This window comes from Streptomyces yokosukanensis, assembly GCF_001514035.1.
GTDB lineage: Bacteria > Actinomycetota > Actinomycetes > Streptomycetales > Streptomycetaceae > Streptomyces > Streptomyces yokosukanensis.
Genome location: NZ_KQ948216.1, coordinates 216,870 through 231,773 on the forward strand (window position 1 = coordinate 216,870; position 14,904 = coordinate 231,773).

Genomic DNA, 14,904 nt, shown 5'->3' on the forward strand with positions numbered 1-14,904 from the left:
CGGATGCCCGGCATGGGTCTGGACGAGCTGATCGGCAAGCTGCGCCAGGGCGGGCTCGACCTCACGGCCGAGGACGTGGCGGACGCGCTCTGGCTGGCCCGGCGGCTCGACGCGGGCCCGGCGCGCGACGCCGCGGAGCCGCCCGCGGCGCCAGCCGCGCCCGCCCGTCCGCCCGAGGCCGGCTCGTCCGGGCCTCAGCCGGCACAGGCCCCTCCCGCCCCGCCGCCCGCTTCGAGCGGCACGGGCCCGCCGCGCCCGGAGACCGCCACCGCCCCCGTCCCGCTGCACACGCGCACGCCGGGCCCCGGCCCCTTACGCCCGCAAGCCGAGGGCGCCCCCGCCGCGTTCCCCGTCCGCGCGCCCGCCGCCGGGGCGCTGCCCGGACTGCTCGGCCTGGAGAAGGCGCTGCGCGCCCTCGGCCGCTACCGCACTGCCGCGCCCCGCGGCCGGGACGAGCGGATCGACGAGGAGGCCACCGCCGACCGCGCCGCCGCCAGCGGCATCCTGCTCCCCGTCACCCGGCCCGGCCGCCGTCGGCGCTGCGACGTCCAGCTGCTGATGGACACCGGGCCCGCGATGGCCGTCTGGGGGCAGATGGTGGAGGAACTGCGCCAGGCCTGCCAGCAGTCCGGCGCGTTCGCCTCCGTCCGCGTCCACCACCTGTACGCCGGCGACGACGGCGTCCCGCTCGTCGGTACGACCGCCGGTCCCGGTCGGCACACCCGGCTGCGCCCCGCCGAGGAGCTGCACGACCCCAGCGGTCGCCGGGTCACCTTCGTCATCAGCGACTGCGTGGGCCCGCTCTGGCAGAACGGCAGCGCCCAGCGGCTGCTGCACGGATGGCCGCGAGGTGCCCCGCTCGCCGTCGTCCAGCCGCTGCCGCCGCGCCTGTGGGGCCGTACCGCGCTGCCCGCCGAACCCGGACGGCTGGCGCGCGGCGCCGAGACCGGCGGGCGCCTGGCCTTCGTCCCCGACGACGAGCCCTGGGAGGAGCCCGCCGCCGACGCCCGGCCGGTGCCGGTCCTGCAGCCCACCCCGGACGCCTTCGGCGCCTTCGCCCGGCTGCTCGCCGGGACCGGGCCCACCAGCGAGCGCGCCTGGGCCGCGCTCACCGGCCCCGGTACGGCCGCGTCGTCCGCGTCGGACGCCGCCGCCCGGCCCGGCGACGACGATCTGGTGCGCGCCTTCCGCGCCGGGGCCTCACCGGGTGCGCTGCGCCTCGCGGTCTACCTCGCCGCGGCCCCGCTCACGCTGCCCGTGATGCAGCTGGTGCAGCGGGCGATGCTGCCCGACACCGGGCCCATGGAGCTGGCCGAGGTCCTGCTCGGCGGGCTGCTGACCCAGCTCCCGGGCACCGCCGACCAGCCCTGCTTCGCCTATCCGGGCCGGGTGCAGGACCTGCTGCTCGCCTCCCTCGACCAGGACACCGCCGGACTCGTCCTCAAGCACTGCTCGGCCTATGTGGAGCGGCACTTCGGCCGGGGCACCCGGAACTTCGCCGCGCTCGCCGCCGCCCGGCTCACCGACCGTGACCCGGACGGCGGCACGGGGCCGCTGCCCGAGGGTGCCGGGGCGCAGGAGGAGGGCGGGAGCGTCGAGGCCGAGCTGTTCGCCCGGGTCCCCGCCCGCGTGCTGCGCTTCTACCAGCCCGAGAACCCGGCCCGCGATCCGCTCGCCGAGGGCGACCGGCTGTTCGAGGAGTGGCGGCGCCACGGCGACCCCGAGGTGCTGCGGCGGGCCCGCGACCTCGCCCGCGCCGCGGCCACCGACTCCGACGCCGCGCCGGGGAGCGTCGTACGGGCCCGGCTGCTGCTCGGCCGGGTGCTGCGCGCCGAAGCGGGCACGGCAGCCGTTCGGGGGGAGGGGCGGCGCGAGGGGCTGTTGCGCGAGGCCGTCACCGAACTCGCCGCCGCCCATGGGGCGGCAGCCGCCGACGGCCGGGAGCGCGCCGAAGCCGCCCTTGAACTCGCCGCCTGCCAAAGGGAGTTGTGGCAGCTCTCGACCGAGGCCGGTCATCTCGCGGCCGCGCTGGAGGCGCTCGAACCCGACCACGCCCCCTGGCGGGCCGTGGCGGACACGGCCCGTGCGTGGGCCCGGGGGCGGCAGCGGCCCGGCGACGCCCCGGACACCGCGGAGACGCCCTGGGCCGTCGGTGCCCATCGGGCCCGGCTGCTGCTGCGTGGCCGGATTCTGCTGGAGCTGCGGCACGCCGGAGCCGCCGTGCCCGAACTCGAGGAAGGCTGCGACCTGTTGGACCTCGAAGCGGCCACCGACGCCGTACGGGCGCCGGCCCTGCTCGATCTGGCGCGGGCGCTGCGGGCCGCCGGGGCCGAGGACGCCGAGACGCACCGGGCGCTGGAGCGGGCCGAGCGGGCCGCCGGGGACGATCCCGCCCTGCTGCTGCCCGCACTGGCCCAGCTGGCCGCCTTCCACGACGAGACCGGGCAGAGCCGCCGGGCCGACGCGGCCTACGAGCGGGCCGTGCTGCTCGCCCCCGCCGACAGTGCCCTGCGGTGCCGGCTGCTCACCGCCTGGGGCGAGTCGCTGCTGCGCCGGGCCGCGGCGCCAGGCGGCGCGGGGATCGTGGACCGCGCCGAGTACGTGCTGCGCGAGGCGCTGAAGGTGCTGCCGGCCCGCTCGGGCCGGCGCGGTCGGCTGCAGGGGCTGGTCGGCAGCGCGCTCGCCCAGCGGTTCCGCCACCTCGGCTTCCTGCCCGATCTGTTCGAGAGCCGCCATCTGCTCGGCCAGGCCCTGCGCGCCGCCGCCGACGCGGCCGTACGCGCGGAGGTGTGGCTGCAGCTGGGCCGGGTGCGGCTGGAGGGCTGGTACCGCGCCGGTGCGCCGATGCTGGTGGACGCCCTGCAGGCGTACGAGAACGCGGGCCGCGAGGCGAGGGCGGCCCACGGCGCCGATCCCGGCTCGGTGACCGCCGCCCGGGCCTGGCACGGCAGCGCCACGGTGCTGGCCCTGATGGGGCGGACGGCGTCCGCGCACGGCGCCTACCGCGCGGCCCGGGAGCAGTGGCAGCGACTGGCCGCCGCGCTGCGCGAGGTGGACTGGGCGGACGTCGAGGCGACCAGGGAGGCGGAGACGCGTCTCGGCTCGGAGGGGGCTGGGTGGGATGAGGCACGGGGGATGCCGGAGGCGGAGTGGGGGCGGCTGGCGCCACCGTGGTACCCCTGGACCGAGGAGTGGTCGAACTGGTCCGATCGTGACCGGAGTTGATCGAGTCGGTGTTTCTGGCTCCCTCCCCTCGGGAAGAACTGGGCAGCCGCTGTGGCCGTGCGGGGCGGGTACCGGCAGGGAGGAGCCGAGGGTGGCGGAGCAGAGGAAAGGAGCGGCCGGTCCCGGTGAGGACCGCGGAACGACCGCGCTCCTGCCCGACCTCACCGACGTCGACCTGCGGACATTGCGTGCCATGGACGACCCCGTGCTGCTGACGGTGGTGGGTGACGTCCTGCGCCGGTCCCGGGAGTTCGACGAGGTCTGGTACGTCGGCGACGAACTGCCCGGGGGCGGCGACAGAGCCGTGACCGCGCCCGGCGACCGTACGTTTTTGGCCGGAGTGGAGGCGCCGCCCCCTGGTGAGGACGACCGGGGATGACCCTGGCGCCCGGGTCCGCCGAGATCATCGGGGAACTCGCGACCACCCGCCCCGCGCCCGCAGGCACCGCGGCACTGCGTGCCGCACTCCACGCGCGTCGCATGCTGCTCCTGAAGGCGGTCCTGGTCCGGGTCGAGCGCTCCGGAGCCTCGCTCGACACCGCCGTCCGGGCCCGCTTCGAGGCCGACTGGGCGCTGCTGGAGCGGGCGGAACGGGCCGACCCCGCGGCGGTCCGCGCCCTGCTCGACTACCCCATGACCGGCGGCTGGCTCGGCGCGGCCCTCGCCGCCGACGAGGGCCCCGCCCTGGCGGAGCAACTGCCGTATCTCACCGGGCTCGCCCTGGCCGCCGCCGTGCTCGCGGGTTGCCCGGTCGACGGCGAACGCGCGGTGCCCTCGGGCCGCCTGGTGCTCCCCGGGCTCGGCGCGCTGTGCTGCCCGTCCGGACGCGTGCTGCTCGGCGGCCGGCCCGGAGCCCTGCGCATCGCCGACTCCGCCGGTGCCGCCGAGGTGCTGCTCGCCCGCCCCGGCCCCGGCGGTCGCAGGCCGGTACCCGACGGCACCGGCTGGCTCGCTCTGCGCGAGCTGCCCGGCAGCGCCGTACTCCTCGACGACCTCGACCCCTACCGGGTGCCCGCGCCCGGGATAGGCCCCGAGGCGCTGCCCGCCGGCGAACGCCCGCACTCCGCCCCGCGGGAGTGGGCCGCGCGGTGGCGCGCGGCACGGGCGCTGCTGTCGGCGACCGATCCGCCCCGGGCCGCGGAGACCGGCGCGGTGCTGCGCGCGGTGGTACCGCTGGCGCCGTCCGGGCGGCCCGGCGGACCGCCGATGAGCGCCACGCTGCGAGCCGCCCCCGGCGCACTGCTCAGCCAGCTCCCGCAGGACCCGGGCGACCTGGCCGAGACCCTCGTCCACGAGACCCAGCACACCAAGCTGGCCACCCTGCACGAACTGCTCCCGCTGTACCGGCCGGGGGGCGCCCGGTACCGGGTGGGCTGGCGCCCCGACCCGCGGCCCGTCCCCGGAGTGCTGCAGGGTGTCTACGCCCATCTCGCGCTCGCCGATCTGTGGCGGCGGGCCGGTCGCGGACCCGTCGTGGCGTACGGCTGGCGGGACCGCGCCGAGCGCCAGTTCGACACCCGCTGGGATCACGTGGGCGAAGCCTTGTCCATCCTCCGAGAATCCGATGAACTGACCGTTGCCGGACGGGAGTTGGTCCATGCGATGGAACGGCACCACGTGAGTCTCGGCGTGGCGGCCCGAAGTCCGGGGTGACGGCTCGTACATGGTGTGTTGCGCTAGGTTGTGCGGGCGCTCGTCCGGAGGTCGGGCACGGGAACAGGAGCGGGGCGATGGTGGAACAGCGGCGGTCGGAGACGGACGGTACGGCCCAGCACTTCCTGGTGGTCTTCCCGGGCTACCACCGCTCATGGGCGGCCTGGATCGCGCAGACGCTGGAACGCCACGGACACCGGGCCACCCTGCAACGCTGGGACCCGCCGCGCGAGGTGCCGCTCGAGGACTCGCTCGGCGACCTGCTGCTCTCCAGCGGCACGGTGCTGCTGGTGCTCAACGACTGGTTCTTCGAACTCGGACCGCGCCCCGCCGGCGAGTGGAACGACGCCCTGCGCGGCTTCGTCGCCCACCACGCCGACCGGTTCGCCGCCGTCAACCTCACCAACCGCCCGCTGCTGCCCGCCACGGCCGTCCTCGAACCGGCCAGCCTCTGGGCGCTCAGCGCGGAAGCCGCCGAGGAACGCCTGCTCAGCCGCCTCGGCCTGGACCGCGCACGCACCCCGCGCACCTTCCCCGACCGGGTCCGCTACCCGGAGACCCGCTGCGAGATCTGGGGCGAGGTGCCACGCCGCAACCCGCGCTTCACCGGCCGCGACGACCTGCTCAACGAGATCCACCAGCGGCTGTCCGACGCCGAACGCGGCGCCTCCGCCTGCACCCTGCTGGGCATGTCCGGCATCGGCAAGACCCAGCTGGCCGCCGAGTTCGCGCACCGCTTCAGCACCGACTACGACCTCGTGTGGTGGGTCAACTCCGACGACCGCAACATCCAGCGCGACCGCTTCGGCGAACTCGCCGTCGAACTCGGCCTGCCCATCGGCAGCGAGCCGGGCGAGCGCATCCGGGCCGTCCGGGACGCGCTGCGCCGCGGCGAGCCGTACACCAACTGGCTGCTCATCTTCGACGGCTGGGACGACTCCGAGGGCATCAACGCACTCCTGCCACAGGGCTCCGGCCATGTCCTCGTCACCTCCCGCAACCGGGCCTGGACCGAGTACACCGACGTCCTGGAGGTGCCGGCGTTCCTGCGCGCCGAGTCGACCGGCTACCTCCTGCGCCGCGCCCCGCACATCACCTCGGCCGAGGCGGACGAGGTGGCCGCCGAGTTCGGCGACGTACCGCTGCCCCTGGTGCAGGCCGCCTCCTGGCTCGGCGAGTCCCGCATGGAGGTGCCCGAGTATCTACGGATGGTGCGAGAGCGCCGGCTGTCCACCGTCGACGAGCCCGCCACCGGCGAGGGCTTCCCGCAGTCCTCCATGACCTCCTGGTCGATACTGCTCAACCGGCTGCGCCGCTCCCAGCCCCAGGCCATCGACGTCCTCGGCCTGTGCACCTCCTTCGCGCCGGGCCGTATCCCGCTCGGTCTGATCCGCGCCTATCCGCAGACGGACCTCCCGCAGGAGCTGCGCTGGATGGCCGCCGACCTGCCGGCCTGGACCCGGGCCCTGGACACTCTCGTCAACTACTCCGTGCTCACCCGGGAGACCCGCGGCCCGCTCGGCGCGGAGATGGGCCCGCACCAGGAGTCCGTGCACATGCACCGGCTCGTCCACGACATCGTCTCCAAGCTGACCAGCGAGGAGAACCGGGCCATCCACCGGCACGCGGTGCGCACCCTGCTGGCCGAGGCCGACCCAGGCAACCCGGTGGACAGCAGGAACTGGCCGCGCTACGCCGAACTCCTGCCGCATCTGGAACCCTCCGGCGCGCTCGGCAGCACCCGGCCGCGCATCCAGGCCACCGTCCTGAACTGTCTGCAGTACTGCCTGCGCAGCGGCGAGTACAACAGCGGTCTGGAACTCGCCCAGAAGATCCGAGACCACTGGTCACGGATGATGGACCCGCTGGCCCAGCCCATGCTCGACCTGACCAACCAGGAGAGCTACATCCTGCGCTCCAGCGGCCGCTTCCGCGAGGCCTACGACCTGGACCGCCGCTTCCTGGAGCGGGTGCAGGCCGCCGAGCGGGGGGACGGGCTCGCCGAGCTGATCACCCAGGGCTCCGTCGCCGGCGATCTGCGCTTCCTCGGCCGCTACGAGGAGGCGTACACCCTCCAGAGCCAGGTGCTGGAGGGCAACGAACGCCTGCTCGGCCCCGACGAGCCCGCGACTCTGGTCGCCCGGCACAACCTGGGCGTCGGACTGCGGCTGCTCGGCCGGTACACGGAGGCGTACGAACTGGACCTGGAGACCCTGACCCGGCGCGAGAACGTACTGCGGCCCCGGCACATCAGCACGCTCAACTCGGGCAGCGCGGTCGCCCACGACCTGCGGCTGCTCGGCCGGTACCGGGACGCGCTGGCCCGCCAGGAACCACTGGTCCGCCTCCATGTGCAGGTGCTCGGCCCACAGCACCCGCAGACCCTGGAGGCCCGCGTCCAGCTGGCCCTGTGCCGGCGCCGCGAGGGCGGGCACAGCCAGGACATGAGCAGCGCGATGGCCGACCTCCTCGACCAACTCGCCCGGTTGCACGGCCGGGAGCACTACCGCACCCTGTCGTTCCTCACCGCCTACGGCAACTATCTGCGCGAGCACGGGGATCTGAGCCGGGGCCGCGAGCTGATCGACGAGGCCGAGGCCGGCTACCGGTCCCTGCTCGGACCCGCCCACCCGGTCGCCACCGGCATGCTCTCCAACACCGCGCTCGTCATGCAGGCCGCAGGCGAGCGGGCCGATGCGCTGGCCATGTCGGAGGCCGCGCTGGCCGGGCTCACCGCCACCCTCACCGCCGAGCACCCCTGGGTGCTCGGCTGCGCTCTCAACACGGCCGCCGCGCGCAACTTCAACGGCCGGATCACCGAGGCCACCGAACTGAGCCGGGAAACCCTGCGCCGGGCCCGGCACACCCTGGGCCACGAGCATCCGCTCACCCTGTCCTGCCAGGTGGCCCTCGCCGCGGATCTGCGGGCGGTGCGCGAGCAGGAGGAGGCCGGGAAGCTGGAGGAGGACGCGCTTCTCGCCCTCACCCGCACCCTGGGCGCCCAACACACCCACACCATCTCCGCCCGCCAACGGGTGCGCCCCTACTGGGACTTCGAGGCGTACCTGGGCTGAAGCGCGCCCCAAAGGGGCGCGGGGAACTGCGCGACAGGCCACGACGCACCCGCAGTCGCGTACATCCGTGACCGCCCCTGAGAATGGGCGAAGGGCCCGGTACCGAGCAGGAACTCGGCACCGGGCCCAGACGTTCGGCGCAACCGCCGGAGGCCTACGCGTCGAAGACCTCACGCACCAGCTGCTCCTGCTCGGCCTGGTGCCGCTTGGCCGAACCCACCGCAGGGGACGAGCCGTGCGGACGCGAGATGCGCCGCAGCCGCTCACCGTGCGGGACGTCCGCGCCGACCGCGAGGTCCAGGTGGTCGATCAGGTTGAGCGCGATGAACGGCCAGGCACCCTGGTTCGCCGGCTCCTCCTGCGCCCACAGGTACTTCTCGGCGTTCGGGTACTTCTTGATCTCCGCCTGCAGCTCGGCACCCGGCAGCGGGTACAGCCGCTCGATGCGGATGATCGCCGTGTCCGTGACGCCGCGCTTCTGGCGCTCGGCCTCCAGGTCGTAGTACAGCTTGCCGGCCACGAAGACGACCTTGCGGACCGCGGCCGGGTCCGCCGTCGCGTCTCCGATGACGGGGCGGAACTGACCCGACGTGAACTCCTCCGTCTTCGACGCGGCGGCCTTGAGACGCAGCATCGACTTCGGGGTGAACACCACCAGCGGCTTGTGGTGCGGGTTGTGCACCTGCCACCGCAGGAGGTGGAAGTAGTTCGACGGGAGGGTCGGCATGGCGACCGTCATGTTGTTCTGGGCGCAGAGCTGGAGGAAGCGCTCGACACGGGCCGAGGAGTGGTCCGGGCCCTGGCCCTCGTAGCCGTGGGGGAGCAGGAGCGTCACGCCGCTCATCTGGCCCCACTTCTGCTCGGCCGCCGAGATGTACTCGTCGACCACCGTCTGCGCGCCGTTGACGAAGTCGCCGAACTGCGCCTCCCACATCACGAGGGCGTCGGGGCGGGCCAGCGAGTACCCGTACTCGAAGCCCATGACCGCGTACTCGGACAGGAGGGAGTTGTAGACGTTGTAGCGCGCCTGGTCCTCGGAGAGGTACTGGAGCGGGGTGCGCTCCTCGCCCGTCTCACGGTCGATGAGCACCGCGTGGCGCTGGCCGAAGGTGCCCCGCTGGGAGTCCTGCCCGGACAGGCGGACCGGGGTGCCCTCCAGCAGGAGGGAGCCGACCGCGAGGGTCTCGCCCATGCCCCAGTCGATCGTGCCGTCCTCGACCATCGCCGCCCGGCGCTGCAGCTGCGGCAGCAGACGCGGGTGCACGTGGAAGGAGTCGGGGATGTTGACCTGGGACTCGGCGATCCGCTTGACGACCTCCGCGGAGACGGCGGTCGGCACCGCGACCGGGAAGCCGTCCTGCGGCTCCTCGACGCCCGCCGCGGCCGGCTGCGAGGTGGCCTCACGGACCTCCGTGAAGACCTTCTCCAGCTGGCCCTGGTAGTCCTGCAGGGCCTGCTCGGCCTCTTCCAGGGTGATGTCGCCGCGACCGATCAGGGACTCGGTGTAGAGCTTGCGCACCGAGCGCTTCTTGTCGATCAGGTCGTACATCAGCGGCTGGGTGAAGGCCGGGTTGTCCGACTCGTTGTGACCGCGGCGGCGGTAGCAGATGAGGTCGATCACCACGTCCTTGTTGAACGCCTGGCGGAACTCGAAGGCGAGCCGCGCCACGCGCACGACGGCCTCCGGGTCGTCGCCGTTCACGTGGAAGATCGGGGCCTCGATCATGCGGGCCACGTCCGTCGCGTACATGGAGGAACGCGAGGACTCGGGGGCCGCGGTGAAGCCGACCTGGTTGTTGATGACGATGTGGACCGTGCCGCCGGTGCGGTAGCCGCGCAGCTGCGACATGTTCAGGGTCTCGGCCACCACGCCCTGGCCCGCGAAGGCCGCGTCGCCGTGCAGCGCGACCGGCAGGACCGTGAAGTCCGTGCCGCCCTTGTTGATGATGTCCTGCTTGGCGCGGGCGATGCCCTCGATGACCGGGTCGACCGTCTCCAGGTGGGACGGGTTGGCGGCCAGCGAGACCGTGATCTGCTCGCCGTCCAGGCCGGTGAAGGTGCCCTCGGCGCCCAGGTGGTACTTCACGTCGCCGGAGCCGTGCATCGACTTCGGGTCGAGGTTGCCCTCGAACTCGCGGAAGATCTGCGCGTACGACTTGCCGACGATGTTGGCGAGGACGTTCAGGCGGCCGCGGTGGGCCATGCCGATGACGACCTCGTCCAGACGGGACTCGGCGGCGGAGTCGATCACCGCGTCGAGCAGCGGGATGACGGACTCGCCGCCCTCCAGCGAGAACCGCTTCTGGCCGACGTACTTCGTCTGCAGGAAGGTCTCGAAGGCCTCCGCCGCGTTCAGCCGGCGCAGGATCCGCAGCTGCTCCTCGCGCTCCATCTTGGAGTGCGGGCGCTCCACGCGGTCCTGGATCCACTTGCGCTGCTTGGGGTCCTGGATGTGCATGAACTCGATGCCGGTGGTGCGGCAGTACGAGTCGCGCAGCACGCCGAGGATGTCGCGCAGCTTCATCATCGACTTGCCGGCGAAGCCGCCGACCGCGAAGTCGCGCTCCAGGTCCCACAGGGTGAGCCCGTGCTCGGTGATGTCCAGGTCGGGGTGCTTGCGCTGCTTGTACTCCAGCGGGTCGGTGTCGGCCATGACGTGGCCGCGGACCCGGTAGGAGTGGATCAGCTCGAAGACACGGGCGGCCTTGGTGACGTCGTCGTCGTGCGACGCGTCGATGTCCCGCAGCCAGCGGACCGGCTCGTACGGAATCCGCAGCGCCTCGAAGATGTCGTCGTAGAAGCCGTTCTCGCCGAGGAGGAGGTTCGCGACGGCGCGCAGGAACTCGCCGGAGGCGGCGCCCTGGATCACCCGGTGGTCGTAGGTCGACGTGAGCGTCATGACCTTCGAGATGCCGAGCTTGTTCAGGGTGTCCTGGCTGGTGCCCTGGAACTCCGCCGGGTAGTCCATGGAGCCGACGCCCATGATCACGGACTGGCCGGGCATCAGCCGCGGCACGGAGTGGACGGTGCCGAGGCCGCCGGGGTTGGTCAGGGAGGCGGTGACGCCGGTGAAGTCGTCCATCGTCAGCTTGTTGTCGCGGGCGCGACGGACGATGTCCTCGTAGGCCTGCCAGAACTCGAAGAAGTTCAGCGTCTCGGCCTTCTTGATGGCGGCCACGACGAGCTGGCGGTCGCCGTTGGGCTTCACCAGGTCGATGGCCAGGCCGAGGTTGACGTGGGCCGGCTTGACGAGGGTCGGCTTGCCGTCCTTCTCGCCGAACGCGTAGTTCATCGCCGGCATGGCCTTGATGGCCTGCACCATCGCGTACCCGATCAGGTGCGTGAAGGAGATCTTCCCGCCGCGGGCGCGCTTGAGGTGGTTGTTGATGACGATGCGGTTGTCGAACAGCAGCTTCACCGGGACCGCGCGGACCGAGGTGGCCGTCGGCAGCTCCAGCGAGGCGTTCATGTTCTTCGCGACCGCGGCGGCCGGGCCGCGCAGCGTGACCAGCTCCGGACCCTCGGGAGCCGGGGCGGCGGCCTTCGCGGCGGCCGGCTTCGGCTGAGCGGGCGCCTGTGCGGGCTGCGCCGGCTTGGCCGGGACCGGGGCCGGGGTGGCGGCCGGGGCCGCGGGGGCCGGGGCCTTCACGGCCGGGGCCACGGCGGCGGCCTGCGGGGCCGGAGCGGCCGGCGGGGCCGCGGGAGCCGCGGGCTGGGCCGGAGGCGCCGAGGTGGTGGCTGCGGCCCCCGCGGCCGCAGTACCCGCCGCAGCCGGGGTGACAGGTGCACCCGGCTTGTAATCGGCGAAGAAGTCCCACCAGGCACGGTCTACCGAATTCGGGTCCTGGAGGTACTGCTGATAGATCTCGTCGACGAGCCACTCGTTCGGACCGAACGCGGCAGCGGGGTTCTTCCCGGCTTGGTCGTCGGTCGAGACGCTCGGGTTACTGGGGGACTGTGGCGACACGGCGGCAACCGCCCTCTTCCGCTTCACAAGGTGATGGACAGCGGGAATAAAGGCTACGCCTCCACAGGCGGGAAGGTCAGGTCGAGCATGGTCATCGTCGCGTAAGTCACATCGAAAATCTTGTTTCAGGGGTTGATATGGCGGGAAACAAGCGTGGTTCCGCATGTGGGAGGGTGTGCCGACTCGGGCCCGTCGCGCCGTCCTTTCACGGATCGCGCGGGCCTGCTCCTGATCACACGTGTCCAGCTGCACGACTAGGGTGCGGACGCCCGTGGATCTTGTGCCTCCGGTTCGGACTTTACGTCAACTTGGGACGGAAGTCAGGCCCGGGAGGGTGACGATGATCCGGCAGCCCCGCTCGGATTCGGCCACACCGATCCGGCCGCCGTGCAGATCCACCGCCCAGCGGGCGATCGCCAGGCCGAGCCCCGTACCGCCGTCGCTGCCCGGACCGTGCGGCCGGGTCACCGCGCCCCGGTTGAAGCGCTCGAACACCCGGTGCCACTCCGACCTCGGGATGCCGGGGCCCTCGTCCAGGACCTCCAGCGCCAGCGACTCCGGCTGCGGCCCGCGCCGCGCCCTCACCGTCACCCGGCCGTGCGGCGGGCTGTGCTTGACCGCGTTGTCGATCAGATTGGCGACGACCTGGTGGATGCGCTCGGGATCCGCGTGCGCGGTCAGCTCCGGAGGGGAGACGTCCAGGTGCAGATGGACGTCGGTGCGCGTGTGGCTCCCGGAGCCGGAGGCTATGCCCGCGCGCGCCGAGGCCACCATGTTGGCCTCCTTCAGCACGCCCGAGAGATACGGCCACACCTCGAAACGGCGCATCTTCAGCGGTACGACGCCGTTGTCGAGCCGGGACAGGTCCAGCAGGGTCTCCACGAGCCGGCCGAGCCGCTCGGTCTGCTTCAGGGCCGTCCGCATGGTCTCGGGGTCGGCCTGGGTGACGCCGTCGACGATGTTCTCCAGCACCGCGCGCAGTCCGGCGATCGGGGTGCGCAGCTCGTGCGAGACGTTCGCCACCAGCTCTTTGCGCTGGCGGTCCTGGGCCTCCAGCTCGTCCGCCATGACGTTGATCGTCTGGGCCAGGTCGCCCAGCTCGTCCCGGCGGCCGTCGCCCACCCGGCGGGTGTAGTCGCCCTGGGCGATCGACCGTGCCACGGCGTTCATCTCGTCGAGCGGCATGGTCAGCGAATGCGCCACGAACTGCGTGATCAGCAGGGTGGCGATCATCGAGAAGACCGTGATGAAGCGCAGCTCGGTCTTGGTGTGCACCGCGACGATCGACAGTCCGGTGGTGATCAGCACCGATATGACCACGAGCGCGCCCAGCTTGGTCTTGATCGAGAACGGGCGTACGCCGCCCCAGGGGTCCTCCCCGGGGCTCCTGCGCGCGGCCTGGCGCCCGTCGACGGTCATGGAGTGGGCGTCTCCAGCGCGTACCCGACGCCGTGCACGGTACGGATCCGCTCGGCGCCGATCTTCCGGCGCAGCGCCTTGATGTGGCTGTCGACCGTACGGGTGCCGGAGGCGTCCGCCCAGTCCCACACCTCGGCCAGCAGCTGCTCGCGCGAGAGCACCGCGCGCGGGGTGTTCGCCAGGCACACCAGCAGGTCGAACTCGGTGGGCGTGAGGTGGACGTCCTCGGACTTCACCCGCACCCGGCGCTGCGCGTGGTCGATCTCCAGCTCGCCGAGGCGCAGGATGCCCGAGCGCGGCGTGGCGGCGGCGAGGGCCGCCCGCTCCACCCGGCGCAGCAGCACGTGCACCCGCGCGGCCAGCTCCCGCATCGAGAACGGCTTGGTCATGTAGTCGTCCGCGCCGACCCCGAGACCGACCAGCATGTCCGTCTCGTCGTCGCGCGCGGTCAGCATCAGCACCGGCACCGGACGCTGTGCCTGCACCCGCCGGCAGACCTCCAGTCCGTCGAAGCCCGGCAGCATGATGTCGAGGATCAGCAGGTCGGGCTGCCAGGCCTCGGCCGTGTCGACGGCGGCCGGGCCGTCCGACGCGGTCTGCACGAGAAATCCCTCGGCGCGCAGCCGGGCCGCGATGGCGTCGACGATCGTGGGGTCGTCCTCGACGACCAGCACCCGGCGCTGTGCGCCCGGGGTGGTCGTCGCCGCGCCGCTCTGGGAGGTGTGTGTCTGCTCCATCGCCCGCCCCTGCTTGTTGCTTTCCGGAACCCGTGGGGTGATCCCATGTCTGCGATTGACGCTTGAATGATCCGCGTCAGGGCAGCACATTACGGGGATCGACCGCGCTGTCGCTATCCAGGTCTTACGGCGAGGTGCACCGCGTCCGGAACGCCCCGGGCAACGGGCACCTCTTCGGTACGCACCTGCCGGAACCCGGCATTCCGCAAGGTTCCTTCAAATTCCGGAGAGGGCTCGGCGGACCAGACCGCGAGCACTCCGCCGGGCCTCAACACCTTTGTGCAGGCCGCGAGTCCGGCCGGCGCGTACAGGCTGTGATTGTCGTCCGTGACCGTCCAGCCAGGGCCGTTGTCGATATCCAGGCAGAGCGCGTCGAACGTGTCGGAAGTCTCATGCACGAACGCCATGAGATCGTCCTCCACGACTTCGGTGCGCGGATCGCCCAGCGCCCCGCCGGACACCTCGGCCAGCGGCCCGTCCCGGTGCCAGCCGACGACGGCCGGCTCCCGTTCGACGACGGTGATGCGCCCCCACCTGGGGTCCGCCGCGGCATGTGCGAGTGAGAATCCCACGCCCAGCCCTCCGATCAGCACCTTCGGCTGCGGCCGTCCGTCCAGCGCGTCGTACGCGGCGTCGATCAGCAGTCGCTCCGAGCGGCCGTCGGAGGTGTCCATCAGGAAGCAGCCGTTGGCGATGATCTGCAGCAGCGCCCCGTGCCGGCGCAGCACCACCTCGCCGTACGGGCCGTCATGCCGGTCGAGGACCACGGGAGAGTCGTACGCGGCAGTCATGCACCCATCCTCCTTGAACGAGCCCTGTCGTTCACGGG

At 72.8% G+C, this 14,904-nt stretch carries 8 protein-coding genes; 4 read left to right on the top strand and 4 right to left on the bottom strand.

What is annotated here, in order from left to right; genetic code table 11:
- Positions 1 to 3: 3 nt before the first annotated feature.
- From AQI95_RS27045 to fxsT, 4 genes are all read left to right on the top strand, one after another.
- Positions 4 to 3,225: an SAV_2336 N-terminal domain-related protein gene (locus tag AQI95_RS27045; protein ID WP_067129121.1), complete on the top strand. Its 3,222-nt coding sequence runs from the start codon at positions 4 to 6 to the stop codon at positions 3,223 to 3,225.
- A 91-nt stretch (positions 3,226 to 3,316) separates the two neighbouring features.
- On the top strand, positions 3,317 to 3,604 hold the full coding sequence (locus AQI95_RS46640) for a hypothetical protein (protein ID WP_067129124.1): 288 nt from the start codon (positions 3,317 to 3,319) through the stop codon (positions 3,602 to 3,604).
- The gene (locus AQI95_RS27055; protein ID WP_067129128.1) at positions 3,601 to 4,878 is read left to right on the top strand and encodes an aKG-HExxH-type peptide beta-hydroxylase; all 1,278 of its coding nucleotides are present in this window, start codon (positions 3,601 to 3,603) and stop codon (positions 4,876 to 4,878) included. Before AQI95_RS46640 ends, AQI95_RS27055 begins: the two co-directional genes overlap by 4 nt.
- A 77-nt stretch (positions 4,879 to 4,955) precedes the next feature.
- Positions 4,956 to 7,952 (top strand): FxSxx-COOH system tetratricopeptide repeat protein, encoded by a 2,997-nt coding sequence (gene fxsT, locus AQI95_RS27060; RefSeq protein ID WP_067129131.1) that lies wholly within the window; start codon positions 4,956 to 4,958, stop codon positions 7,950 to 7,952.
- Positions 7,953 to 8,106: 154 nt separating this feature from the next.
- On the opposite strand, the gene AQI95_RS27065 is transcribed toward fxsT, so the two are convergent.
- From AQI95_RS27065 to AQI95_RS27080, 4 genes are all read right to left on the bottom strand, one after another.
- Positions 8,107 to 11,919, bottom strand: a complete 3,813-nt coding sequence (locus AQI95_RS27065; protein ID WP_067129134.1) for a multifunctional oxoglutarate decarboxylase/oxoglutarate dehydrogenase thiamine pyrophosphate-binding subunit/dihydrolipoyllysine-residue succinyltransferase subunit — start codon at positions 11,917 to 11,919, stop codon at positions 8,107 to 8,109.
- A 303-nt stretch (positions 11,920 to 12,222) separates the two neighbouring features.
- The gene (locus AQI95_RS27070; RefSeq protein ID WP_067129139.1) at positions 12,223 to 13,338 is read right to left on the bottom strand and encodes a HAMP domain-containing sensor histidine kinase; all 1,116 of its coding nucleotides are present in this window, start codon (positions 13,336 to 13,338) and stop codon (positions 12,223 to 12,225) included.
- On the bottom strand, positions 13,335 to 14,075 hold the full coding sequence (locus AQI95_RS27075; protein WP_031163266.1) for a response regulator transcription factor: 741 nt from the start codon (positions 14,073 to 14,075) through the stop codon (positions 13,335 to 13,337). The genes AQI95_RS27070 and AQI95_RS27075 overlap by 4 nt, the downstream gene beginning before the upstream one ends.
- A gap of 113 nt (positions 14,076 to 14,188) precedes the next feature.
- Positions 14,189 to 14,866: a spermidine synthase family protein gene (locus AQI95_RS27080; RefSeq protein WP_067129141.1), complete on the bottom strand. Its 678-nt coding sequence runs from the start codon at positions 14,864 to 14,866 to the stop codon at positions 14,189 to 14,191.
- Positions 14,867 to 14,904 lie beyond the last annotated feature (38 nt).

Excerpts from the sequence above, each read along its gene's own strand:
- AQI95_RS27045 (WP_067129121.1), top strand. The coding sequence starts at position 4 with ATGCCCGGCATGGGTCTGGACGAGCTGATCGGCAAGCTGCGCCAGGGC.
- fxsT (WP_067129131.1), top strand. The coding sequence starts at position 4,956 with ATGGTGGAACAGCGGCGGTCGGAGACGGACGGTACGGCCCAGCACTTC.
- AQI95_RS27055 (WP_067129128.1), top strand. The coding sequence starts at position 3,601 with ATGACCCTGGCGCCCGGGTCCGCCGAGATCATCGGGGAACTCGCGACC.
- AQI95_RS27075 (WP_031163266.1), bottom strand. The coding sequence starts at position 14,075 with ATGGAGCAGACACACACCTCCCAGAGCGGCGCGGCGACGACCACCCCG.
- AQI95_RS27070 (WP_067129139.1), bottom strand. The coding sequence starts at position 13,338 with ATGACCGTCGACGGGCGCCAGGCCGCGCGCAGGAGCCCCGGGGAGGAC.
- AQI95_RS27080 (WP_067129141.1), bottom strand. The coding sequence starts at position 14,866 with ATGACTGCCGCGTACGACTCTCCCGTGGTCCTCGACCGGCATGACGGC.